A 24,716-nucleotide genomic window follows, 5' to 3' on the forward strand; every position below is an offset into this window, starting at 1 on the left:
CCCTCTCTTTCCATCCTAAACGGGCATAGTTTAAAGGTAGAACTAAGGTCTCCAAAACCTTCAGTGTGGGTTCGATTCCTACTGCCCGTGTTAGAATATGGCGGGTGTGGTGAAGTGGTTAACACATCAGATTGTGGCTCTGACATTCGTGGGTTCGATTCCCATCACTCGCCTATTTTATTGGGGTATAGCCAAGCGGTAAGGCAAGGGACTTTGACTCCCTCATGCGTTGGTTCGAATCCAGCTACCCCAGTTTAAATATTATATTTAAAGCCGGCGTGGCGGAATTGGCAGACGCGCTGGACTCAAAATCCAGTGTCCTCACGGACGTGCCGGTTCGACCCCGGCCGCCGGTATACTTGAAAAGACAAGGTTTAATGACCTTGTTTTTTGTTTTGTCTCAACTTCCACTTATATATTATGCCTTATCCTACTGATAGGGTCTGTTTAATGATTTAGCTTTGTGGTATGATAACTATGCATAAATATTTTTGGGGTTGCTACTGTTGTGTGTTGTTACTCTCTTTGGATTGGGAAACTAGTTGTTAATTTGTTTAGGGTATTTTGTGAGTTTTGTGGAGGCTTATGATGAGTGAATTGTGGGATATTTATACTGCTAATCGGGTGAAGACGGGCCGGGTGATGGAGCGTGGTTCTTTGTTTAAGCAAGGGGACTATCATTTGGTGGTGCATATTTGTTTGTTCAACGATAGGGGTGAGATGCTGATTCAGCAACGCCAAGCAGATAAAGCTGGATGGCCAGGACTTTGGGATGTAACTGTTGGTGGGAGTGCGCTTGCGGGTGAGACAGCACAACAGGCAGCTATGCGAGAGCTTGAGGAAGAATTGGGAATTTTTTTAGACTTGACTGGAGTCAGACCTCATTTCACTATTAATTTTGGCGAAGGATTTGATGATACGTTTTTAGTGACTGTTCCTTATCTTGGTGATTTGCAAAGTTTGGTTCTTCAGGAAGAAGAAGTTCAGGCAGTTCGTTGGGCTAATCGTCACGAAATTTTACGTATGATTGATGAAGGCTCATTTATCCCTTACCTGAAAAGCAAGATAGATTTGTGTTTTGATATGGTCGGTCAGTATGGCGCCCATCAGTCTCAAATGAAACGATTCTTTTCATCTTTAATTAAATATTTTATTATTTTTCTATTATTGTGAAATAATTTAATTCAATTTATTTGCAATTGCTTTCTTTTTCTCTATAATAGTAATGTTAGAGATTTGGTGTGACAAGGGGGTTCTCATGACGATTCCTGTTTTCTTGGAATTGGTTGAAATCAAAGCAAAAACGGCTAGTATTCTTCCCTTCCTTATTGGTATTTGTTTTAGTTACTACTATTATGGAAATATTCATCCTTGGTTGGTGTTCTTGTTTTTTATTTCCATGCTGTTATTCAACATGTTTGTGGATATTTGGGATAATTATAATGATTACTTGCATGCACATGATAGTCATTATCAACGGGACACTAATATTATTGGTAGGGAGAAGCTTTCTTTGACGGTTGTCAGGAGGCTGATGCTTGTTTTGTTTGTGGTTTCTGTTGTGATTGGTTTTGTACTAGCTTGGTTGGTGGGATGGCCTTTGCTACTGATGGGTGGTTTTTGTTATGCTGTAGGTATTTTGTATTCTGCAGGGCCAAGACCTCTGTATAGTTTACCTTTAGGTGAGGTTTTTTCAGGCTTTACTATGGGCTTCATGATTAGCTTAATCTGTGTTTATTTGAACACTTATCAACAATTTAGTTTGGATTGGCAGCGCTTAGCTAGTATTTTTTTGATTTCTCTTCCTAATACTTTATGGATTGCTAACTTGATGTTGGCTAATAACCTCTGTGATAAGGAAGAGGATGAACGTAATTATCGCTTTACTCTAGTCCACTACACGGGAACTAGAGGGGGCTTAATATTATTTTCTCTAAGCAATATTTTGGCTCTTTGTGCGATTGTGTTAGAATTTCTTTTTGGACTTGCTCCAGCTACTATTTTATTGACCTTGTTATTGATTCCTTTTATCTATAAACAGACCAAGCTATTGTGGTTGAAACAAATTAAAAAAGAGACATTTAGTTGTGCGATTCGTATTTTGGCTTTGGGTTCTACTTTACAAGCCTTTACTTACGTTATCGGTATTCTTTTATGAGGAGACATGTAACAATGCAAGAAGTCTTAGTTTTAGGCGCAGGCTATGCTGGCTTAAAAGCAGTACGACAATTACAAAAATAAAAAGATGATTTCCATATTACCTTGATTGATCGTAATAGTTATCATTATGAGGCGACAGAACTTTATGAGGTGGCGGCAGGATTCCATTCAAAGGAGAAAATTTCTTATCCGATTTTGGATGTTATTAATCCTGATAAGGTGACTTTTTTACAAGATGAAGTGATTCAAGTTAATCGTGAGGCTCAGACGGTAACTATGAAGGAAAATGGAACCTTAACTTATGACTATTTGATTGTGTCATTGGGCTTTACATCAGAAACGTTTGGTATTCCTGGGGCACAAGAAAATGCGCTTCAGATGGTTAATATTGAGACGGCTGAAGCTGTTCATGAGCATATTTTAAAAACGATGGCTAGTTACTGTGAGACTAAAGATGAGACATCTCTGCGTCTGTTGATTTGCGGAGCTGGGTTTACAGGAATTGAATTGGCGGGTGCCTTTGTGGATGAACGCCAACGCTATGCAAAACTTGCTGGTGTTGCTCCTGAGCAGATTGAGATTATTTGTGTGGAAGCAGCTAATCGTATTCTACCAATGTTTGATGACGCTCTTGCTCAGCATGGTGTTAATTTATTAAAGAAGCTCGGTGTGAAGTTGATGCTTGGCTGCACGATTAAAGAAATTCGACCCGGTCATGTCTTATATGCGGTTGATTCTGAAGATATGGCTTTACAGTCTCTTGCTGCTGGGACAATTGTTTGGACCACAGGTGTGAGTGGTAGTCCAGTAATGGGGTAGTCAGGGTTTAACCAGCGTCGCGGTCGTGTGGTTGTGGGAAATGATTTGCGTGATCCTGAACATGATAATGTTTATGTGATTGGAGATGTATCAGCCTTTATGGACACGTCTTGTAATCGTCCGTTCCCAACAACTGCACAAATTGCAACACGCATGGGAACACATGCAGCCAAAAATGTGCTTCACTAATTAAGAGGGGAAGCGACAGAAGACTTTAGCTATCAACCTTTGGGAACAGTGGCATCGGTAGGGAATACACGTGCCTTTGGTTTGGTCGGTAAATTGCCAGTTAAGTCTTATCTTGCTTCTGTTATCAAAAAGAGTATTATGAACAAATCCCTTTTAGATATTGGAGGCTTAAAGGAGCTATTGGCGAAGGGTCGTTTTGACTTGTACCATTAATAAGATAAGTTGCTCTGCAATTAGCGGTAATCGCAGTTGTTGGCGAGGTAGATAACAAATTGTTGTTGGGTTAAGGCATGTCGGTCTAAACCGATTTGAAACTGGAGGAAATTTATGACTATTGAGGCGTTGGCACGTTTTCAATTTGCAATGACAACTATTTTTCACTTTTTCTTTGTTCCTTTTTCTATTGGAATGTGTTTAATTGTTGCTATTTTAGAAACGTGTTATGTGGTCACTAAGAATGAAGACTACAAAAAGTTGACAAAATTTTGGGGTAACATGATGCTCTTGAGTTTTGCAGTTGGAGTTGTAACGGGGATTATTCAGGAATTTCAGTTTGGAATGAACTGATCAGACTACTCACGTTTTGTGGGGGATATTTTGGTGCTCCCCTTGCAGTCGAAGCATTATTGGCTTTCTTTATGGAATCAACCTTCTTAGGGTTATGGATGTTTACTTGGGATAATCAAAAAGTCAGTAAGAAAGTTCATTTGAGTTTTATCTGGTTGGTTATTTTTGGCTCTTTGATGTCTGCGATGTGGATTTTGATTGCCAATAGCTTTATGCAACATCCTGTTGGTTATACCATTGAAAATGGTCGTGCTCAAATGACAGACTTCTTTGCGTTGATTACCAATCCCCCAGTTTTTCTATGAGTACAGCCATGTGATTACTGGTGCTATTACCATGGGTGGTATCTTGGTTGCAGGGATGTCGGCTTTCAAATTATTGAAAAAGAGACGCTAAAAGAAACAACAGTTTCTCTTTACAAGAAATCTATTCGTATTGGGCTAGTTATTTCCCTTTTTGGCTCTTTGGCAGTTATGGGAGCAGGGGACTTGCAAATGAAAGCTTTATTCCATGAGCAACCCATGAAATTTGCTGCTATGGAAGGGGATTATGAAGATTCAGGTGATCCGGCTGCTTGGACAGTGGTTGCCTGGGCTAATGAAGCCGATAAAAAGCAAGTGTTTGGCATTAAAGTGCCTTACATGCTAAGTATTTTATCTTATGGCAAGCCATCAGGTGCAGTTCCTGGAATGAATACCGCTAATAAGGACTTGGTTAAGAAGTACGGGGAACGTAACTATTTCCCTATGGTTAATCTCCTGTTTTACAGCTTCCGATTGATGGCTGGTTTTGGGATGTTGATGCTTGGAGTATCTGTACTTGGTTTATTCTTGACACGAAAGAAAAAGCCAGTGCTTTATCAGCAGAAGTGGCTGTTACGCATTATGGCACTGACGACATTTGCGCCATTTATTGCTAATACACTTGGTTGGATTATTACTGAGCAAGGGCGTTATCCTTGGACTGTTTATGGCTTGTTTACGGTTAAAGATAGTGTGTCACCTAATGTTTCTGCGGCATCACTCTTAATATCAAATAGTGTTTATTTTGTATTATTTAGTGGACTTGGTGCGATGATGGTAAGTTTAGTGATTCGAGAATTGCATAAAGGTCCTGAACACGAAGAGGCGCACTTATCAGTAGCCAGTCAATCTTCTATTGATCCATTTGAGAAGGGGGCATATTAAATGATGGCGTTACAATTCTTTTGGTTCTTTCTTATCGGTCTCTTGTTTGCAGGATTTTTCTTCTTAGAAGGTTTTGATTTTGGCGTTGGGATGGCTGTGCAAACCTTAGCCCATAATGAGCATGAAAAAGATCAGATTGTCGAAACTATAGGCCCTGTATGGGATGGTAATGAGGTCTGGTTGTTAACGGCAGGTGGTGCTATGTTTGCCTCATTCCCTTATTGGTATGCCTCATTATTTAGTGGTTATTACCTGATTCTACTAACCATTTTGTGTGGTCTGATTATTCGCGGGGTTTCCTTTGAATTTAGACACAAGGTTCCAGCGGAGCAAAAAAACATTTGGAATTGAACCCTAACCATTGGTTCAGCCCTTGTTCCCTTCTTCTTTGGGGTTATGTTTATTAGTTTGATTCAGGGTGTACCTCTTGATGCTAAAGGAAATATGATGGCTCACTTTGGGGATTATATTAATTTCTTTTCACTTGTTGGTGGGGTGGCTGTGTTACTCTTATCTTACTTGCATGGTTTGAATTACATCAGCTTAAAAACGACTGATCCTGTTAGGGATTGGGCTCGTAATTATGCAGCCTTTTTATACTGGGTCTTGTACCTTGGCTTGCTTGTTTTTGCCATTCTTTTGTTCCTCAAAACAGATTTTTTTAGCCAACATGCTTTAGGAACACTAGTTTTATTGGTCGTGATTGTGGCTTTGTCCCTTTTTGCGCATGCTAGTGTCTTTAAGCAACATGAAATGTCTGCTTTTATAGCAAGTGGGCTGACCTTTGTTGCTTTGGTCGCGCTCTTATTCCAAGGACTTTTCCCAAGGGTTGCGAGGCATTGATACCTTGACATTTTTTGGTATTAGCAAGCGTTATGGCAAAAGCATTTATCGTAGCAGTGAAGCTTTTCGTAAGGCAACCATGAGTAGTTTAAGGATAGGGATTATATCTACTTTTGCCTTGGATTTTTTCTCAACCTTGTCGATTGCCGTTGTTGCTATTCTTTTGGGACTTCGTTTGATTAAAGGAGAAATCTTACTCTTTCCAGCCTTGACGGTGCTGATTTTGTCACCAGAATATTTTTTACCAGTGCGTGATTTTTCTAGTGATTACCATGCGACTTTGGATGGTAAAAATGCCTTTCAGGCTATTCAGAAGATTCTTAATCGTCCAAGTCATCGTAAGGCGCAACTAAAGCTTCCAAGATGGAGTACCGACAGTCAGTTGGTCTTAGATAATATTGCCATTCAGTATGGGGATAAAGATTTACTCGAAGGAACTCACTTTGCTGTCAGTGGTTTTCAAAAAGTTGGCATTATTGGGATGAGTGGTTCAGGGAAAACCAGTCTGATTAATCTCTTGAGTGGCTTTTTAGAAACGAGTGCTGGTCAAATTCGTTTGGGAGATCAAGTGCTTGATGAACTAAATCAGGAGGCTTGGCGTCAGCAGTTATTGTATATTCCTCAAAATCCATATGTTTTTGAAAGTAGTCTGAGAAACAACATAACCTTTTACACACCAGATGCCAGTGATCAGGAAGTTTGGGAAGCCATTCGTGTGGTTGGTTTGGAAGAATTGGTAACAGAATTGCCAGACGGTTTGGACACACGCATCGGAAATGGGGCAAGGCCCCTAAGTGGTGGTCAGGCACAACGGATTGCCCTAGCGCGCGCTTTTTTTAGATAAGAACCGTCGCGTTATGATTTTTGATGAACCAACTGCCCATCTTGATATTGAGACAGAACTAGAACTGAAAGAAAAAATGATTCCTTTAATGGAAAACCGTTTAGTCTTTTTTGCAACACATCGGTTGCACTGGCTTAATCAGATGGATGTGATTTTAGTGCTTGAAGACGGTCGCTTGGTTGAAATGGGAGATTATAGTAGCCTTATTGCTCAAAAAGGCAAGTTGTATCAGTCGACAGCAGCTATGGGAGGTGATGTGTGATGAAAATTCCTTTATGTGATTCCCTGAAGCATGATGACTGGGTAAAATCCTATTTGAAACAATACCGAATCCCACTGGTTTTAGCCCTGTTTTTAGGATTTTGTACCTTCTTTTCAGCTGCGGCTTTGATGTTTAACTCTGGCTTTTTAATTAGCAAATCGGCTTCTTTGCCGACTAATGTTTTGTTGGTTTACATTCCCATTGTTTTGACCCGTGCCTTTGGAATAGGACGTCCTGTCTTCAGGTATTTGGAACGTTTGACAAGCCATAACTGGGTGTTAAAAATGACCTCTAATCTTCGTTTAAAGCTTTATGAAGCTATTGAACAAGATGCTGTTTTTATGAAGCGTGATTATCGCTTGGGAGATGTGATGGGGTTACTGGCTGAAGATATTAATCATCTTCAGAACCTCTACTTACGAACAATTTTTCCAACCATTATTGCTTGGTTGCTCTATTTTTGCTATTATTATCGGACTTGGATTTTTCTCTCCTTTCTTTGCCATTATGATGGCGCTCTATTTTTTAATTATTTTAGTGCTATTTCCTTTGTGATCTGTGGTGGTTAATGGAGCTAGGCAAAAGCGGGAAAAGGCTTTGAAGAATGCACTGTATACAGACCTAACTGATAATGTGATGGGGATTTCTGATTGGATTTTTAGCCAACGGGGACAGGATTATGTGCAGTTGCATGAGGCTTCTCAAGCAGACTTACAAGCCGTGCAGCAACAAATGCGTCATTTTCATCATGTACGAAGTTTGTTATTTGAATTGGTATTTGGATTTCTAGTGGTCTTAACCATTATTTGGACCTCAATGACCTTTTCTGGGGATCATGGTGGTCAAGCCAATTGGATTGCGGCGTTTGTCTTATCTGTCTTTCCTTTGGTGGATGCCTTTGCTGGTTTATCGGTAGCAAGTCAAGAGACGAATGTCTACGCTGACTCAATTAGTCGTCTCAATGACCTACCTCACCCGAAAGAAAGCGAAACACAAGCTTTATCACCTCAGGTACCTCTTGATTTTCATATTGAGAATCTGACATTTCGTTATGGGCCAGAGGAGAAAAAAGTCTTGGATCAGTTTAGTCTGGACATTAAGACTGGTGAGAAATTAGCTATTCTAGGTCGTAGCGGCTCTGGGAAAAGCACTTTAGCGACTCTTTTACGTGGTGATTTACTTGCTGAAGAAGGCCAAATCTTGTTAGGAGGTGTTCCTGTGACCCAATTAGGTAATCAGGTTGCTGAATATATTGGTGTTATCCAACAGGCTCCTTATCTCTTCAACACAACACTGCTTAATAACTTGCGTTTGGGAAATGAAGATGCCAGCTTATCTCAGGTTTGGGAGGTTTTAGACCGTGTTGGCCTGCGTAAAATGGTAGAGCAGTTACCAGATGGCTTGAACACTATGGTTGATGAAGCAGGCTTGCGTTTTTCAGGCGGGGAAAGACATCGTTTAGCTTTGGCTCGTATTTTACTGCAAGAAAGCCCAATTGTTATATTGGATGAACCAACTGTTGGGCTAGATCCCATTACTGAAAAAACTTGTTAGTCACTTTTATGGAAGCTTTGGAAGGTAAGACCTTAATTTGGATTACCCATCATTTGAAAGGGATTGAACATGCTGATCGTGTGATTTTCTTAGAAGGTGGTAAACTTGAAATGGTAGGAACTCCAAAGCAACTCTATGCTACCAGTGACAGGTATCGTCACCTGAAAGCCATTGATGATGGCAAGTGGTAATACAATAACAAAGAAGCCTGAGACAGCGTGTTATGCTGTTTCAGGCTTCTTTGGGTTTTAAAACTTAGATATGACGTTTAAGCAGGTTATCTGTTAATTGCAGCAGTTGCTTTTGAGCTTTGATTTTTGGTAATTGTTTGATGTCAATGATAGCTTTTTCGGTAAAGCGTCTTGCGAGTTGCCGAGAAGCTTCAATACCACCAATGTCTATAACTTTTTGGGAGACTAATTGTCGCTCTGCTAGGGTGATTGCTCTGCCTTTATCAAGGAGAGGTTTGAAACTTGTTGGTTTTTTTGTAGGGCAAAAAGGAGAGGCAAACTATAAACACCTGTTGTTAGGTCTTCCAAGACAGGTTTGTTAAAGGTATTCTGATCTGCGGTATAGTCTAAAATATCGTCTAAAATCTGAAAGGCCATACCTATATTAAAGCCGATTCTACCAGCTAAAGCGACAATTTTGCCATCTGCTCCTCCAAAATACGCTCCTTCTTTACTTGCTAGTCTAAAAAGTTCTGCTGTTTTACCAGAAATAGAATAGAGATAGCTACGGATGGTTTGTTCTTGATTAAATTGTAGATGCATTTGGTTAAGCTCACCCATTAAAATTTTCTTCATGGTTTTGGCGTTTACCGTCATGTAAGGAGTATCTGCCATGCTTTCTAAAATTAACTCAAAAAAGACGGTGAAGAGTAAGTCCCCAGTATAAACAGCGACATCTTTCCCAAATTGACTTTGAATGGTTTCTTGCCCTCGTCTGAGAGGCGAATCATCGACAATGTCATCGTGGATGAGGGTTGCCATGTGTAGAATTTCAAGTGAAGTAGCAATTTTAAGCAGTTTGTCTTCATCCACAGATTCTTCTTGTCCAAATTCTGAGAAAAGATAGAAGAAAGCAGGACGGAGGTATTTTCCCCCTGCGGTGCTGAGGTCAACAATAGCAGTTTCGATAGCGGGGTTTCTAACTGCGACTCGTTTGTCAATTAAGGCACAGATTTTGTTAATTTTGGCCTGCATACGAGGGTTTTTGCTCTAAAACGAAGACATAGTGTGCTCCTTGGTTACTTTATTTCTTTATTTTACCGTATTTAAAGCACTATTACTAGGATTAGAATTAAGAAATCTTTTGCTTTTTAGAGGGGATTAAGAGAAGTCTATTTTTAGAAGCGATTTTACGAATGGATAGATAAGATCATTTCAAAATACGAGAAGGAGACTTGCTTTAGAAAGAATACATTTATTTGAATTTTTCTCGAGGTTTGTGTATATTTGTTAGTGTAACGACAATAGAGTAAGGAGTATTATGGTGACAATCATTGAGAGAGCTCCTGCAAAAATCAATTTAGGGCTGGATATTCAGGGAAAACGCTCAGATGGATATCATGATTTGTCCATGGTTATGGTTAGTATTGACTTATGCGACTATGTGACTGTTGATCATTTGGACGAGGACAGGATTGTTTTTTCATCCAATTGTCCTAAAATGCCTACTAATCACAACAATAATGTCTATAAGGCTGCTCAGTTAATGAAAGACCGCTTTCAGATTAAAACAGGAGTGTCACTTTTTTTAGAAAAACGCATTCCAGTTTGTGCTGGCATGGGTGGCGGATCGAGCGATGCAGCAGCAACCATCAGAGCATTGAATCAATTATGGCACTTAGATCTCAGTCAGAAAGATATGATTGAAATAGGAATGCAGATTGGTAGTGATGTTCCTTATTGTTTAGTTGCAGGATGTGCCCAAGTGACAGGTAAAGGAGAAGTGGTCAGCCAACTTGCTGGTCAGTTATCGTCTTGGGTGGTTTTGGTAAAACCAGAATTTGGCATTTCAACACGCACAGTATTTTCGGATATTAATTGTGACACCATTTCAAGAGTGTCTATTGCTAATTTGGTTGCTGCGATTGAAGCGGGTGACTATAATGGCATATTGGCTGAAATGGGCAATTCTTTAGAAGATATTTCCATTGCGAAGCATCCCTTTATTCAAAAAATAAAGGACAAAATGATACAATCTGGTGCTGACATTGCCTTGATGACAGGCAGTGGACCAACGGTTTTTGCCCTGTGTCAAACAGAAACGCAGGCTAACCGAGTGGTCAATAGTTTAAAAGGGTTTTGTAAGGAAGTTTATAAGGTGAGAACCCTGTAAATCCGTTCTGGGTTTGCTTCTTTAGGGGCTTCATGTTATAATTAACTGGTTAATGAAAGAGGGTAGTTATGGGGACTTTAGAAAAAAAACTGGATAGTTTAGTAAATGCGATTTTGATGAAGGCTGAAAATCAGCATGAATTATTGTTTGGGGCTTGTCAAAGCGATGTCAAGCTTACCAATACACAAGAACATATCCTAATGTTGTTATCGCAAGAACGTCTGACCAATACAGACTTGGCTAAAAAACTAAATATCAGTCAGGCAGCTGTTACCAAAGCTATTAAAAGTTTGGTGAAACAAGACATGTTAGCAGGGACTAAAGATACTGTCGATGCTAGGGTGACTTATTTTGAACTAACAGAATTAGCTAAACCGATTGCTAAAGAGCATACCCACCATCATGACGAAACCTTAAATGTTTACAGCCGCTTGTTGAAGAAATTCTCCGCAGAAGAACAAGAGGTGGTCGACAAGTTTTTAACAGTTTTCGCGGAGGAATTAGAAGGGTAGTCCATGAGATACATATCAGTGGAAAATCTCTCCTTTCAATATGAGAGTGAGCCTGTTTTAGAAGGCATCACTTACCATTTAGATAGTGGAGAATTTGTCACCATGACTGGCGAAAATGGTGCCGCAAAGTCAACCTTGATTAAGGCGACCTTAGGCATTCTCAAGCCAAAAGTTGGTCAAGTTACCATTGCCAAGAAAAATAAAGATGGTAAAAAATTAAGAATTGCTTATTTGCCACAACAAGTGGCTAGTTTTAATGCTGGTTTTCCCTCTACCGTTTATGAGTTTGTCAAGTCAGGTCGATACCCACGCAGTGGTTGGTTTAGACACTTAAACAAACATGATGAGGAACATGTTCAAGCAAGTCTTGAAGCTGTTGGCATGTGGGAAAGTCGCTATAAGAGAATTGGTAGTTTATCAGGTGGTCAAAAACAACGTGTGGTTATCGCTCGTATGTTTGCTTCTGACCCAGATATTTTTGTGCTAGATGAGCCAACGACAGGAATGGACAGTGGGACAACTGATACTTTCTATGAATTGATGCATCATAGTGCGCATAAACATGGCAAATCGGTATTGATGATTACTCATGATCCCGAAGAAGTAAACGCCTATGCTGATCGCAATATTCATTTGATTAGGAATCAAAAGCTTCCTTGGCGTTGTTTCAACATTCATGATGTTGAAGCGGACGATGATAAAGGAGGTCATGCGCATGCTTGATATTTTGTCTTATGACTTTATGCAACGGGCGGTAATGGCTGTTGTGGCAATCAGTATTTTTGCTCCAATTTTAGGGATTTTTCTCATTTTACGTCGTCAGAGTTTAATGAGTGATACTCTTAGTCACGTTTCTCTAGCTGGGGTAGCTTTTGGGGTGGTTCTTGGGATTTCACCAACTATCACCACTATTATCGTGGTAGTTTTGGCTGCGATTTTACTAGAATACCTGCGTGTTGTTTACAAGCACTATATGGAAATTTCGACGGCTATTTTGATGTCACTTGGTTTGGCCTTGTCCTTGATTATCATGAGTAAGTCTAACAGTTCTTCCAACATGAGTTTGGAACAGTATCTTTTTGGGTCTATTATCACAATTAGCATGGAGCAAGTCATTGCCTTATTTGCTATCGCGGTGATTATTTTGGTTTTGACCATTCTGTTCATTCGTCCAATGTATATTTTGACCTTTGATGAGGACACTGCTTTTGTAGATGGTCTACCTGTTCGCTTGATGTCTGTTCTGTTTAATATTGTGACAGGGGTAGCCATTGCCCTGACTATTCCGGCAGCAGGAGCACTCTTGGTTTCAACGATTATGGTTTTGCCAGCAAGTATTGCCATGAGATTGGGTAAAAATTTCAAATCTGTTATCTTTATTGGTATTGTTATCGGTTTTGTTGGTATGCTTTGTGGTATTTTCCTTTCTTACTATTGGGAAACGCCAGCCAGTGCAACTATTACGATGATTTTCATTAGTATCTTCCTTGTGGTGAACCTTTTGGCGTTGATTCGTAAAAAACTATAAAAAATAAGAGCTTAGAACGACTGTTCTGAGCTCTTTAGTTATTGCTGTTTAGTAAGTTAAGACAGCGTATTTTTTCTTACCACGGCGAACCACAGTTAGTTGGTTGTCGATTTTATCGGTGTCAGACAAGGTATAATCCAACTCTTGAACACGCTCGCCATTAATATAGATGGCACCATTTTGCACATCTTCACGCGCTTGGCGTTTTGATGGCGAAATACCTGCGGTGACAAGCATGTCAACAAGGTTAAGACTGTCTGCGGATTGAACGTGATAATTTGGTACGTTGCTCAATCCTTGTTTTAATTCATTTGCAGAAAGATTTTGGACGTTTCCAGCAAATAACTGCTCGGTAATGTTAAGGGCTTGTTTATAAGCTTCTTCGCCATGAACTAAGGTAACTACTTCACGGGCTAACGTTTTTTGAGCGAGACGTTCGTGACGGGCAGCGTTAAATTGATTTTCAATGTCTGCAATCTCATTTAAAGATAAGAAAGTGAAGATTTTCAAGAAACGCACCGCATCGTCATCCATGACATTTAACCAGAATTGGTACATCTCGTAAGGAGAAGTCTTATCGGCATCAAGCCAGACTGCATTGCCCTCTGATTTCCCGAATTTTTTCCCAGTTGAATCGGTGATGAGTGGTACAGTCATGACATGACAGGTTTTATCAGCTTTCCTGCGCAGCAATTCTGTTCCTGCGGTCATATTGCCCCATTGGTCTGAGCCGCCAATTTGTAAGGTGATGTTATGTTTATTATTGAGTTCGTAAAAGTCGTAACCTTGCATGATTTGGTAAGCAAACTCAGTGTAAGAAATGCCTGTTTCGATACGCTTTTTAACAGAGTCTTTGCTCATCATGTAGTTAACAGTGAAGTATTTACCAACATCGCGTAAGAAGTCGATGAAGCTAATCTGAGAGAACCAGTCGTAGTTATTCATGAGCTCTGCTTTATTATCTCCATTTTCGAAATCAAGGAAAGTAGACAACTGCCCTTTAATCTTGTCGCTCCATTCGAGGACAGTCTCTTTAGTTTGAAGGCTGCGCTCTGCATCTTTAAAGGAAGGGTCACCAATTAGCCCTGTTGCTCCACCAACCAATGCATAAGGTTTATGACCGGCTAATTGCAAGCGACGAGATGTTAAAATAGCAACCAAATGGCCAAGATGAAGGCTGTCGGCGGTTGGATCATAACCAGTGTAATAGGATACTTGCCCTTCTGTTAGTGCTTTAACAAGGGCTTCTTCATCGGTCGTTTGAAAGACCAAGCCACGTGCTTTGAGTTCTTCAAAAATATTCATAGGCTTTCTCCGTTTTCCGTTATAGTTTCGGAAATCATTATACCAAAAACTGTTGTGGCTATGCAACCTTTATCAAAGTTTGGTATAATAGAGGTTGAGGTATTTTATGGTGAAATGGAACACAAAACGAAAAAGAAAAGGTGAGCAAGGGTTAGGTCTCTTAGATTTGGGATCTGTTCTTTTGCGTACCTTGAAACTCATGTCTAACTTTTTTTACATTATCATCTTCCTTTTTGGAATGATGGGAGCTGGTATGGCTTTGGGCTATTTGGCTAGTCAAATTGACTCAGTCAAGATCCCAAGTAAAGCTAGTTTAGTCAAACAAGTTAAATCCTTAACCATGATTTCACAGATGAACTATTCTGATAATAGCGTGATTGCAACTCTAGATACAGATTTGCTCAGAACACCAGTAGGGAATGAGGCTATTTCAGATAATATTAAAAAGGCTATTGTCTCCACTGAGGATGAGAATTTCCAAGGACACCAAGGTGTTGTGCCAAAAGCTATTTTTCGAGCAACGTTAGCTTCAGTGCTAGGGTTTGGTGAATCAAGTGGTGGTTCAACCTTGACACAGCAGTTGGTCAAACAGCAGGTATTGGGTGATGATCCAACCTTTAAACGGAAATCTAAGGAAATTATCTATGCTCTTGCCTTGGAGCGTTATATGTCCAAGGATGATATTTTGTCTAACTATTTGAATGTTTCTCCTTTTGGGCGTAATAATAAGGGACAAAATATTGCTGGTGTGGAAGAAGCAGCGCGTGGCATTTTTGGAGTGTCAGCCAAGGACTTAACTGTTCCGCAGGCAGCTTTCCTAGCTGGACTTCCGCAGAGTCCTATTGTTTATTCCCCTTATATGTCAACGGGTCAAATGAAATCAGAAGAGGACATGTCTTATGGCATCAAGCGTCAGCAAAACGTGTTATACAATATGTATCGGACTGGTGTCCTAACGAAAAAGGAATACGACGATTACAAAGATTACCCAATTAGTAAGGACTTTATTCAGCCAGGAAGTGTTACTGTTACAAATCACGATTACCTCTATTACACGGTTTTGGCAGATGCTAAAAAGGCTATGTATAGCTATTTAATCAAACGAGACAAGGTCTCTAGTCGTGACTTGAAAAATGATGCAACCAAAGCAGCATATGAAGAAAGAGCATTGACAGAACTGCAACAAGGTGGCTACACGATTACCACAACGATTAACAAGCCGATTTACGACGCTATGCAGACAGCGGCAGCGCAATTTGGTGGCCTTTTAGATGATGGGACAGGCACTGTTCAAATGGGAAATGTCTTGACTGATAATGCAACCGGAGCTATCCTAGGTTTTGTTGGTGGTAGAGACTATGCCCTTAACCAAAACAATCATGCATTTGATACGGTTCGTTCTCCAGGATCTAGCATTAAACCAGTTATATCTTACGGCCCTGCTATCGACCAAGGGCTAATGGGAAGCGCTAGCGTTCTATCTAACTACCCAACGACCTATTCTAGTGGCCAAAAGATTATGCACGCTGATAGTGAGGGGACAGCCATGATGCCTCTTCAAGAAGCGATTAATACATCTTGGAATATTCCTGCCTTTTGGACACAGAAATTATTACGTGAAAAAGGTGTTGATGTTGAAGACTACATGACCAAGATGGGTTATAAGATTGCAGACTATTCTATTGAAAGTCTACCACTTGGTGGAGGAATCGAAGTGTCTGTTGCTCAACAAACCAATGCCTATCAAATGATTTCAAATAATGGAATGTATCAAAAGCAATACCTTGTGGACAAGATTACTGCCAGTGATGGAACAGTGGTTTACCAGCATGAAAGGAAGCCAGTTCGTGTCTTTTCTGCACCAACAGCCACTATTTTGCAAGATTTATTGCGAGGTCCAGTCTCTTCAGGAGCTACGACAACCTTCAAGAGTCGTTTGGGAGCAATCAATCCTAGTTTAGCTAATGCGGATTGGATTGGTAAGACAGGAACAACCGAGAATTACACTGATGTTTGGCTTGTTCTGGCGACGCCAAGGGCTACTTTAGGAGGTTGGGCAGGCCACGATGATAATACCTCACTGGCACCAATGACAGGTTATAACAATCACTCTAATTACCTTGCTCATTTAGCTAATGCTATTAATCAGGCTGATCCCAATGTTCTTGGTGGCGGGCAACGCTTTGCACTTGATCCAGGAGTTGTCAAAGCTTCAGTCTTGAAGTCAACGGGTCTGCAACCAGGAACGGTCACGGTCAATGGCCGAGCCTTCTCTGTCGGAGGAGAAATGACGACTAGCTTATGGGCTCAAAAGGGTCCGGGAGCGATGACTTACCGATTTGCCATCGGAGGAACAGATGCTGACTATCAAAAAGCTTGGGCAAGTTTTGGTGGTAAGAAAAATTAAGTTGCATTTTGTCGGAAAATAGTGTATAATATCTGTAACTATTTGTCGTCCAATCTAGCTGAAATATTGTCCAGCTAGGAAGAACAGCAGTTAAATCAAACTGATAAAGTCAGATTTAGCTGCTCTTTTTGTGCCTATTTTTAAGAAAAATAGGGTTTGTAACCCATATTTAAAGATTCTAAAAATTCACACTAGGGACAAATAATCATTTAGTTGCGATTTGCTGAAACAGCAAAGCTTAAAAAGAAGAAGGAGCTAAAAACTTGGCAGGACATGAAGTTCGATACGGAAAACACCGTACACGTCGTAGCTTTTCAAGAATCAAAGAAGTTCTTGATTTACCAAATTTAATTGAAATTCAAACTGACTCATTCCAAGATTTCCTTGATTCAGGCTTGAAAGAAGTATTTGAAGATGTACTTCCTATTTCAAACTTTACGGATACTATGGAACTTGAATTTGTTGGTTACGAATTCAAAGAACCAAAATACACCCTTGAAGAGGCTCGTATCCACGATGCAAGTTACTCTGCACCAATCTTTGTTACTTTCCGCTTGGTCAATAAAGAAACTGGTGAAATCAAGACACAAGAAGTTTTCTTCGGTGACTTCCCTATCATGACGGAAATGGGTACTTTTATCATCAATGGTGGTGAACGTATTATCGTTTCTCAGTTGGTTCGTTCTCCTGGTGTTTATTTCAACGATAAGGTTGATAAAAACGGTAAGGTTGGTTACGGATCAACAGTGATTCCTAACCGTGGTGCTTGGTTGGAGTTGGAAACTGACTCAAAAGACATTGCCTATACTCGTATTGACCGTACGCGTAAGATTCCATTCACAACCTTGGTTCGTGCACTTGGATTCTCAGGTGATGATGAAATTGTTGATATTTTTGGAGAAAGTGACCTCGTTCGCAATACCATTGAAAAAGATATCCACAAAAACCCAAGCGATTCTCGTACAGATGAAGCCCTTAAAGAAATTTATGAGCGTCTTCGTCCAGGTGAGCCAAAAACTGCAGATAGCTCTCGTAGCCTATTGATTGCACGTTTCTTTGATGCTCGCCGTTACGATTTGGCTGCGGTTGGTCGCTATAAAGTGAACAAAAAGCTTAACATCAAGACTCGTCTCTTGAACCAAATCATTGCTGAAAACCTTGTGGATGCTGAAACTGGTGAAATCTTGGTAGAAGCTGGAACTGAAATGACACGTAGCGTCATTGAATCTATCGAAGAACATCTTGATGGTGATTTGAACAAGTTTGTTTACACTCCAAATGATTATGCGGTGATTACAGAACCTGTTGTTCTTCAAAAATTCAAGGTTGTGTCACCAATTGACCCTGATCGCGTGGTAACTATTGTTGGTAATGCCAATCCAGATGACAAGGTACGTGCTTTGACACCTGCTGATATTTTGGCAGAAATGTCTTATTTCTTGAACCTTGCTGAAGGTCTTGGAAAAGTTGACGATATTGACCACTTGGGTAACCGTCGTATCCGTGCCGTTGGTGAGTTGCTTGCCAACCAATTCCGCATTGGTCTTGCTCGTATGGAGCGTAACGTGCGTGAGCGTATGTCTGTTCAAGACAACGATGTGTTAACACCACAACAAATCATCAATATCCGTCCTGTCACAGCAGCTGTTAAAGAATTCTTCGGTTCTTCTCAGTTATCACAATTCATGGACCAACACAACCCATTGTCAGAGTTGTCTCACAAACGTCGTTTATCTGCCTTAGGACCTGGTGGTTTGACACGTGACCGTGCTGGTTATGAGGTTCGTGACGTGCATTACACGCATTATGGCCGTATGTGTCCGATTGAAACGCCTGAAGGACCAAACATTGGTTTGATTAACAACTTGTCTTCATTTGGACATCTTAACAAATATGGTTTCATCCAAACACCTTACCGTAAGGTTGACCGTGCGACTGGTAGGGTAACTAACGAAATTGTTTGGTTGACTGCTGATGAAGAAGACGAGTACACAGTTGCACAGGCTAATTCTAAACTAAACGAAGATGGTACTTTTGCTGAAGAAATTGTTATGGGTCGTCACCAAGGTAATAACCAAGAATTTTCTGCAAGTGTTGTTGATTTCGTTGACGTTTCTCCAAAACAGGTAGTTGCTGTTGCGACGGCATGTATTCCTTTCTTGGAAAACGATGACTCCAACCGTGCCCTCATGGGTGCTAACATGCAACGTCAGGCTGTGCCATTGATTGATCCCAAAGCGCCATTTGTTGGTACTGGTATGGAATATCAAGCTGCCCATGACTCTGGAGCTGCGGTTATTGCTCAGCATAATGGTAAAGTTGTCTTTTCTGATGCTGAAAAAGTTGAAGTTCGTCGTGAAGATGGCTCACTTGATGTTTATCACATTACTAAATTCCGTCGTTCAAACTCAGGAACTGCCTATAACCAACGTACTCTTGTTAAAGTAGGAGATATTGTTGAAAAAGGTGACTTCATTGCTGATGGACCATCTATGGAAAATGGTGAAATGGCCCTTGGACAAAACCCAGTCGTTGCTTATATGACTTGGGAAGGTTACAACTTCGAGGATGCCGTTATCATGAGTGAGCGTCTTGTGAAAGAAGATGTCTACACATCTGTTCACTTGGAAGAATTTGAATCAGAGACACGTGACACAAAGCTTGGGCCTGAAGAAATCACCCGCGAAATTCCAAACGTTGGTGAAGAAGCGCTCAAAGACCTTGACGAAATGGGAATTATCCGTATCGGTGCTGAGGTTAAAGAAGGCGACATCTTAGTAGGTAAAGTCACACCTAAAGGTGAAAAAGACCTTTCTGCTGAAGAGCGTCTCTTGCATGCCATCTTTGGAGATAAATCACGTGAAGTTCGTGATACGTCCCTTCGTGTACCTCACGGTGGTGATGGTATCGTTCGTGATGTGAAAATCTTTACACGCGCTAACGGCGATGAATTGCAATCAGGTGTTAATATGCTTGTGCGTGTTTACATTGCTCAAAAACGTAAGATCAAAGTCGGAGATAAAATGGCTGGTCGTCACGGAAACAAGGGTGTCGTTTCACGTATTGTACCAGTTGAAGACATGCCATACCTTCCAGATGGAACACCAGTTGACATCATGTTGAACCCTCTTGGGGTGCCATCACGGATGAACATTGGTCAGGTTATGGAACTTCACCTTGGTATGGCTGCTCGTAATCTTGGTATTCACATTGCAACACCTGTCTTTGACGGGGCTTCATCAGAAGACCTTTGGGACACTGTTCGTGAAGCTGGTATGGATAGCGATGCTAAGACGGTCCTTTATGATGGACGTACTGGCGAACCATTTGACAACCGTGTATCCGTTGGTGTCATGTACATGATTAAACTCCACCACATGGTTGATGATAAACTCCATGCCCGCTCAGTAGGACCATACTCACTTGTTACCCAACAACCACTTGGAGGTAAAGCTCAATTTGGTGGACAACGTTTTGGTGAGATGGAGGTTTGGGCCCTTGAAGCTTATGGAGCATCAAATGTTCTTCAAGAAATCTTGACTTACAAGTCAGATGATGTGACTGGACGTTTGAAAGCTTATGAAGCCATTACTAAAGGTAAACCAATTCCAAAACCAGGTGTACCAGAATCCTTCCGCGTTCTTGTGAAAGAATTGCAATCTCTTGGTCTTGATATGCGTGTCCTTGATGAAGATGACAATGAAGTGGAACTTCGTGATCTTGATGAAGGTGAAGACGACGACGTGATGCACGTTGATGATCTTGAAAAAGCGCGTGAAAAACAAGTCCAAGAAACGCAAGAAGTTTCTGAAGCAATTGACGAAAAATAAGCAATCAACTCTTATAAACAATTATTTACTAGTTTAGGGCAGATGAGTCTTGCCCTTAGACTGGTAAAGTCATCAAAGGCAGAAAGGTAAAACTAGTGGTTGACGTAAATCGTTTTAAAAGTATGCAAATCACATTAGCTTCACCAAGTAAGGTCCGTTCATGGTCTTATGGTGAAGTTAAAAAACCTGAAACAATCAACTACCGTACACTGAAACCAGAACGTGAAGGACTCTTTGACGAAGTCATCTTTGGTCCAACAAAAGACTGGGAATGTGCGTGTGGGAAATACAAACGTATCCGTTATAAAGGAATCGTGTGTGACCGCTGTGGGGTTGAGGTAACTCGTGCCAAAGTACGTCGTGAACGTATGGGGCATATTGAACTAAAAGCTCCTGTATCACACATCTGGTACTTCAAAGGGATTCCATCACGTATGGGATTGACTCTTGACATGAGCCCTCGTGCCCTTGAAGAAGTTATTTATTTTGCGGCTTATGTGGTCATTGACCCAATGGATACTCCGCTTGAACCAAAATCATTATTAACAGAACGCGAATACCGTGAAAAACTTCAGGAGTATGGACACGGATCATTCATTGCTAAAATGGGTGCCGAAGCCATTCAAGATCTCTTGAAACGTGTTGATTTGGCAGCTGAAATCGCTGAATTAAAAGAAGAATTAAAATCTGCTTCTGGTCAAAAACGGATTAAGGCAGTTCGTCGTTTGGACGTGCTTGATGCCTTCCACAAATCTGGAAACAAACCAGAGTGGATGGTTCTGAACATCTTGCCAGTTATTCCGCCAGATCTTCGTCCGATGGTTCAATTGGATGGTGGCCGTTTTGCGGCATCAGATTTGAATGACTTGTACCGTCGTGTCATTAACCGTAACAACCGTTTGGCACGTTTGTTAGAACTTAATGCCCCAGGTATTATCGTTCAGAATGAAAAGCGGATGCTTCAAGAGGCGGTAGATGCGCTGATTGACAACGGTCGTCGTGGTCGTCCAATTACTGGACCAGGTAGTCGTCCATTGAAATCATTGAGCCACATGCTTAAAGGTAAACAAGGACGTTTCCGTCAAAACTTGCTTGGTAAACGTGTAGATTTCTCTGGACGTTCCGTTATCGCTGTTGGTCCAACTCTTAAAATGTACCAATGTGGTGTCCCACGTGAAATGGCTATCGAGCTCTTTAAACCATTTGTAATGCGCGAAATTGTTGCCAAAGAATATGCTGGTAACGTTAAAGCTGCTAAACGTATGGTTGAACGTGGCGACGAACGTATCTGGGATATCTTAGAAGAAGTTATCAAAGAACACCCAGTTCTTCTTAACCGCGCACCGACTCTTCACAGACTTGGTATTCAAGCTTTTGAACCCGTTCTTATTGACGGTAAGGCACTTCGTCTTCACCCACTTGTGTGTGAGGCCTATAATGCCGACTTCGATGGAGACCAAATGGCTATCCATGTGCCATTGTCTGAAGAAGCACAAGCTGAAGCTCGTCTCTTAATGCTTGCCGCAGAGCACATCTTGAACCCTAAAGACGGTAAACCTGTTGTTACCCCATCTCAGGATATGGTTTTGGGTAACTATTACCTTACGATGGAAGATGCTGGTCGCGAAGGCGAAGGCATGATTTTCAAGGATAAAGACGAAGCTGTGATGGCATATCGTAATGGTTATGCTCACTTGCATAGTCGGGTGGGTATCGCTGTTGACAGCATGCCCAACAAACCTTGGAAAGATAGCCAAAGACATAAAATCATGGTGACAACTGTTGGTAAGATTTTGTTTAACGACATCATGCCAGAGGACCTTCCTTACCTCCAAGAGCCAAACAATGCCAACTTGACAGAAGGAACACCTGATAAATACTTCCTTGAACCTGGTCAAGACATCCAAGAAGTCCTCGATTGCTTGGAAATCAATGTGCCCTTCAAGAAGAAAAACCTCGGTAACATCATTGCGGAAACCTTCAAACGTTTCCGTACAACAGAGACATCAGCCTTCCTTGACCGTTTGAAAGACCTTGGTTACTATCATTCAACCCTTGCTGGTTTGACAGTGGGTATCGCTGACATCCCAGTTATCGATAACAAAGCAGAAATCATTGATGCTGCTCACCATCGTGTTGAAGAAATCAACAAGGCTTTCCGTCGTGGTTTGATGACAGATGATGACCGTTATGTTGCCGTTACAACAACATGGCGTGAAGCTAAAGAAGCCCTTGAAAAACGTCTGATTGAAACACAAGATCCTAAGAACCCAATCGTTATGATGATGGACTCAGGAGCTCGTGGTAACATTTCTAACTTCTCACAGCTTGCGGGTATGCGTGGTTTGATGGCTGCTCCTAACGGACGCATCATGGAACTTCCTATCTTGTCAAACTTCCGTGAAGGTTTGAGCGTTTTGGAAATGTTCTTCTCAACCCACGGTGCACGTAAAGGGATGACCGATACGGCCCTTAAAACAGCCGACTCAGGTTACCTTACTCGTCGTTTGGTTTACGTTGCCCAAGATGTTATCATTCGTGAGGACGATTGTGGCACTGACCGTGGTCTTCTTATCCGTGCTATTACAGATGGTAAAGAGGTTACCGAAACCCTTGAAGAACGTCTTCAAGGTCGTTACACACGTAAATCAGTCAAACACCCTGAAACTGGTGAAGTCTTGATTGGTGCTGACCAATTAATCACTGAAGACATGGCACATAAGATTGTTGATGCGGGCGTTGAAGAAGTGACCATTCGTTCTGTCTTTACCTGTGCGACTCGTCATGGTGTCTGCCGTCACTGTTATGGTATCAACCTTGCAACTGGTGATGCTGTTGAAGTTGGTGAAGCAGTTGGTACTATCGCTGCCCAATCTATCGGTGAGCCTGGTACTCAGCTTACTATGCGTACCTTCCACACGGGTGGTGTAGCCTCAAATACCGATATCACACAGGGTCTTCCTCGTATTCAAGAAATCTTTGAAGCACGTAACCCTAAAGGGGAAGCGGTCATTACTGAAGTGAAAGGTAATGTCGTTGAGATTGAAGAAGATGCGTCAACTCGTACCAAGAAAGTCTACGTTCAAGGTAAAACTGGCATGGGCGAATACGTCGTACCATTTACAGCACGTATGAAAGTTGAAGTTGGCGACGAAGTTAATCGCGGAGCTGCTCTTACAGAAGGGTCAATCCAACCGAAACGCCTCCTTGAAGTGCGTGATACCTTGTCAGTTGAAACTTATCTTCTTGCAGAAGTACAAAAAGTTTACCGTAGCCAAGGGGTAGAAATCGGTGACAAACACGTTGAGGTAATGGTTCGCCAAATGCTTCGTAAAGTTCGTGTCATGGATCCAGGTGATACAGACCTCCTTCCAGGAACATTGATGGATATTTCTGATTTCACAGATGCTAATAAAGATATTGTTATCTCTGGTGGTATCCCTGCGACATCTCGTCCAGTCCTTATGGGAATTACGAAAGCTTCCCTTGAAACCAATTCCTTCTTATCAGCTGCATCCTTCCAAGAAACAACTCGTGTTCTTACAGATGCTGCCATCCGTGGTAAAAAAGATCATCTTCTTGGCCTTAAAGAAAATGTTATCATTGGTAAGATCATACCAGCTGGTACTGGTATGGCGCGCTACCGTAACATTGAACCACAAGCAATCAATGATGTTGAAGTTATTGACAAGCCAGAAGTTTCTGAAGAAACAGTTGCTGCAACTGAAACAGAATAATATTAAAAAGAGTCCTGAGGGGCTCTTTTTGTGATATTGAGAAGTAAGCGAGGAAGACTTGTAGTTATTGCGGTAACTATCACAATAACTGTCCTCTTAAGATATCATAGCCCGATGACAAAGTAATAGAAGTCCCCCAATGAGCAGATATTTTTCAAAAACCTTCTAATTTAGCTATAATAAGCATAAGAGGAATAGGTATTATGTATCAAGTGATAAAAATGTATGGTGATTGGGAACCCTGGTGGTTCATCGATGGGTGGCAAGATGATATTTTAGAAGAAAAGAAGTTTGATGAGTGGACAGAAGCTTTTTCCTATTTTGAGGAAGAATGGCAGAGCATGAGAAATCATTTTCCAAGTTACCACAGTCAAAAGAATCTCCTGGCTACGTTTTGGGAGAAAAAAGATACGAGATGGTGTGAGGATTGTGGTGAAGATTTACAGCAATATCATTCTATACTACTGTTGAAAAATAGGGATATTGTGCCCAATACACATTATATGCCTGATTTTGAACAGAGAAATGACTCACCTCAAAATGCATCATTCTGTAAGCTAAATTTATAAACGCGCTCAAAACAGAAGAAAATGTCATTAGTTTGGCATTTTCTTTTTTGTTTTACGAAT

12 protein-coding genes, 5 tRNA genes and 6 pseudogenes (1 of these 23 cut by a window edge) are annotated in these 24,716 nt (G+C 41.0%); 21 read left to right on the forward strand and 2 right to left on the reverse strand.

Translation table 11 applies throughout. The annotated features are described in order from the left end of the window. The 13 genes and pseudogenes from DYD17_RS00685 to cydC all read left to right on the forward strand — a co-directional run. A tRNA-Tyr gene (locus DYD17_RS00685) sits at nucleotides 1-13 on the forward strand (it extends 68 nt beyond the left edge of the window). A 6-nt stretch (nucleotides 14-19) separates the two neighbouring features. Continuing rightward, nucleotides 20-90 (forward strand) — tRNA-Trp (locus tag DYD17_RS00690). A gap of 10 nt (nucleotides 91-100) precedes the next feature. Beyond that, nucleotides 101-173: transfer RNA gene (locus DYD17_RS00695), tRNA-His, on the forward strand. Nucleotides 174-181: 8 nt separating this feature from the next. Then, nucleotides 182-253: transfer RNA gene (locus DYD17_RS00700), tRNA-Gln, on the forward strand. Nucleotides 254-272: 19 nt separating this feature from the next. Beyond that, a tRNA-Leu gene (locus DYD17_RS00705) sits at nucleotides 273-356 on the forward strand. Nucleotides 357-588: 232 nt separating this feature from the next. After that, nucleotides 589-1,173 (forward strand): NUDIX hydrolase, encoded by a 585-nt coding sequence (locus DYD17_RS00710; protein ID WP_115252499.1) that lies wholly within the window; start codon nucleotides 589-591, stop codon nucleotides 1,171-1,173. An 85-nt stretch (nucleotides 1,174-1,258) separates the two neighbouring features. After that, on the forward strand, nucleotides 1,259-2,158 hold the full coding sequence (locus DYD17_RS00715) for a prenyltransferase (RefSeq protein WP_003049139.1): 900 nt from the start codon (nucleotides 1,259-1,261) through the stop codon (nucleotides 2,156-2,158). A 14-nt stretch (nucleotides 2,159-2,172) separates the two neighbouring features. After that, nucleotides 2,173-3,381, forward strand: a pseudogene (locus DYD17_RS00720) (NAD(P)/FAD-dependent oxidoreductase). Nucleotides 3,382-3,495: 114 nt separating this feature from the next. Next, nucleotides 3,496-3,735 carry a cytochrome ubiquinol oxidase subunit I gene (locus DYD17_RS11015; protein ID WP_255312499.1) on the forward strand — a complete coding sequence of 80 codons (240 nt, stop codon included), beginning with the start codon at nucleotides 3,496-3,498 and terminating at the stop codon, nucleotides 3,733-3,735. Between the two features lie 59 nt (nucleotides 3,736-3,794). Continuing rightward, nucleotides 3,795-4,922: pseudogene (locus tag DYD17_RS00725) on the forward strand (cytochrome ubiquinol oxidase subunit I). Further along, nucleotides 4,923-5,753: pseudogene (gene cydB, locus DYD17_RS00730) on the forward strand (cytochrome d ubiquinol oxidase subunit II); the annotation flags it as partial. After that, a pseudogene (locus DYD17_RS00735) lies at nucleotides 5,731-6,871 on the forward strand (ABC transporter ATP-binding protein/permease); the annotation flags it as partial. The pseudogenes cydB and DYD17_RS00735, both read left to right, overlap by 23 nt. Next, nucleotides 6,868-8,616: pseudogene (gene cydC, locus DYD17_RS00740) on the forward strand (thiol reductant ABC exporter subunit CydC). The pseudogenes DYD17_RS00735 and cydC, both read left to right, overlap by 4 nt. 64 nt (nucleotides 8,617-8,680) lie before the next feature. On the opposite strand, the pseudogene DYD17_RS00745 reads toward cydC, so the two are convergent. Further along, nucleotides 8,681-9,630: pseudogene (locus DYD17_RS00745) on the reverse strand (polyprenyl synthetase family protein). A gap of 286 nt (nucleotides 9,631-9,916) precedes the next feature. Between DYD17_RS00745 and ispE the strand changes: the two are divergent. From ispE to DYD17_RS00765, 4 genes are all read left to right on the forward strand, one after another. Next, nucleotides 9,917-10,768 (forward strand): 4-(cytidine 5'-diphospho)-2-C-methyl-D-erythritol kinase, encoded by an 852-nt coding sequence (gene ispE, locus DYD17_RS00750; protein ID WP_003049141.1) that lies wholly within the window; start codon nucleotides 9,917-9,919, stop codon nucleotides 10,766-10,768. Nucleotides 10,769-10,836: 68 nt separating this feature from the next. Further along, on the forward strand, nucleotides 10,837-11,280 hold the full coding sequence (locus tag DYD17_RS00755; protein WP_003049143.1) for a zinc-dependent MarR family transcriptional regulator: 444 nt from the start codon (nucleotides 10,837-10,839) through the stop codon (nucleotides 11,278-11,280). 3 nt (nucleotides 11,281-11,283) lie between these two features. Further along, nucleotides 11,284-12,003 carry a metal ABC transporter ATP-binding protein gene (locus DYD17_RS00760; RefSeq protein ID WP_003049145.1) on the forward strand — a complete coding sequence of 240 codons (720 nt, stop codon included), beginning with the start codon at nucleotides 11,284-11,286 and terminating at the stop codon, nucleotides 12,001-12,003. Further along, a complete protein-coding gene (locus DYD17_RS00765) occupies nucleotides 11,996-12,808 on the forward strand; it encodes a metal ABC transporter permease (RefSeq protein WP_003049147.1) in 813 nt (270 codons plus the stop codon). Before DYD17_RS00760 ends, DYD17_RS00765 begins: the two co-directional genes overlap by 8 nt. Nucleotides 12,809-12,856: 48 nt before the next feature. On the opposite strand, the gene tyrS is transcribed toward DYD17_RS00765, so the two are convergent. Then, nucleotides 12,857-14,113, reverse strand: coding sequence for a tyrosine--tRNA ligase (gene tyrS, locus DYD17_RS00770; protein WP_115276306.1), 1,257 nt, complete (start codon nucleotides 14,111-14,113; stop codon nucleotides 12,857-12,859). Between the two features lie 106 nt (nucleotides 14,114-14,219). Between tyrS and pbp1b the strand changes: the two genes are divergently transcribed. From pbp1b to DYD17_RS00790, 4 genes are all read left to right on the forward strand, one after another. Continuing rightward, nucleotides 14,220-16,520, forward strand: coding sequence for a penicillin-binding protein PBP1B (pbp1b, locus tag DYD17_RS00775; protein WP_174221686.1), 2,301 nt, complete (start codon nucleotides 14,220-14,222; stop codon nucleotides 16,518-16,520). A gap of 263 nt (nucleotides 16,521-16,783) precedes the next feature. After that, a complete protein-coding gene (rpoB, locus tag DYD17_RS00780; RefSeq protein WP_115252502.1) occupies nucleotides 16,784-20,350 on the forward strand; it encodes a DNA-directed RNA polymerase subunit beta in 3,567 nt (1,188 codons plus the stop codon). Nucleotides 20,351-20,445: 95 nt separating this feature from the next. Beyond that, the gene (rpoC, locus tag DYD17_RS00785) at nucleotides 20,446-24,087 is read left to right on the forward strand and encodes a DNA-directed RNA polymerase subunit beta' (RefSeq protein ID WP_115276307.1); all 3,642 of its coding nucleotides are present in this window, start codon (nucleotides 20,446-20,448) and stop codon (nucleotides 24,085-24,087) included. 203 nt (nucleotides 24,088-24,290) lie between these two features. Next, nucleotides 24,291-24,656: a DUF1033 family protein gene (locus tag DYD17_RS00790; RefSeq protein ID WP_003049248.1), complete on the forward strand. Its 366-nt coding sequence runs from the start codon at nucleotides 24,291-24,293 to the stop codon at nucleotides 24,654-24,656. The last annotated feature ends 60 nt before the right edge of the window (nucleotides 24,657-24,716 follow it).

This window comes from Streptococcus dysgalactiae subsp. dysgalactiae (assembly GCF_900459225.1).
GTDB lineage: Bacteria > Bacillota > Bacilli > Lactobacillales > Streptococcaceae > Streptococcus > Streptococcus dysgalactiae.

Coding starts and splice junctions, on each gene's coding strand:
- DYD17_RS00710 (WP_115252499.1), top strand. CDS start 589: ATGAGTGAATTGTGGGATATTTATACTGCTAATCGGGTGAAGACGGGC.
- pbp1b (WP_174221686.1), top strand. CDS start 14,220: ATGGTGAAATGGAACACAAAACGAAAAAGAAAAGGTGAGCAAGGGTTA.
- DYD17_RS00765 (WP_003049147.1), top strand. CDS start 11,996: ATGCTTGATATTTTGTCTTATGACTTTATGCAACGGGCGGTAATGGCT.
- ispE (WP_003049141.1), top strand. CDS start 9,917: ATGGTGACAATCATTGAGAGAGCTCCTGCAAAAATCAATTTAGGGCTG.
- DYD17_RS00790 (WP_003049248.1), top strand. CDS start 24,291: ATGTATCAAGTGATAAAAATGTATGGTGATTGGGAACCCTGGTGGTTC.
- DYD17_RS00760 (WP_003049145.1), top strand. CDS start 11,284: ATGAGATACATATCAGTGGAAAATCTCTCCTTTCAATATGAGAGTGAG.
- DYD17_RS00715 (WP_003049139.1), top strand. CDS start 1,259: ATGACGATTCCTGTTTTCTTGGAATTGGTTGAAATCAAAGCAAAAACG.
- tyrS (WP_115276306.1), bottom strand. CDS start 14,113: ATGAATATTTTTGAAGAACTCAAAGCACGTGGCTTGGTCTTTCAAACG.
- DYD17_RS11015 (WP_255312499.1), top strand. CDS start 3,496: ATGACTATTGAGGCGTTGGCACGTTTTCAATTTGCAATGACAACTATT.
- DYD17_RS00755 (WP_003049143.1), top strand. CDS start 10,837: ATGGGGACTTTAGAAAAAAAACTGGATAGTTTAGTAAATGCGATTTTG.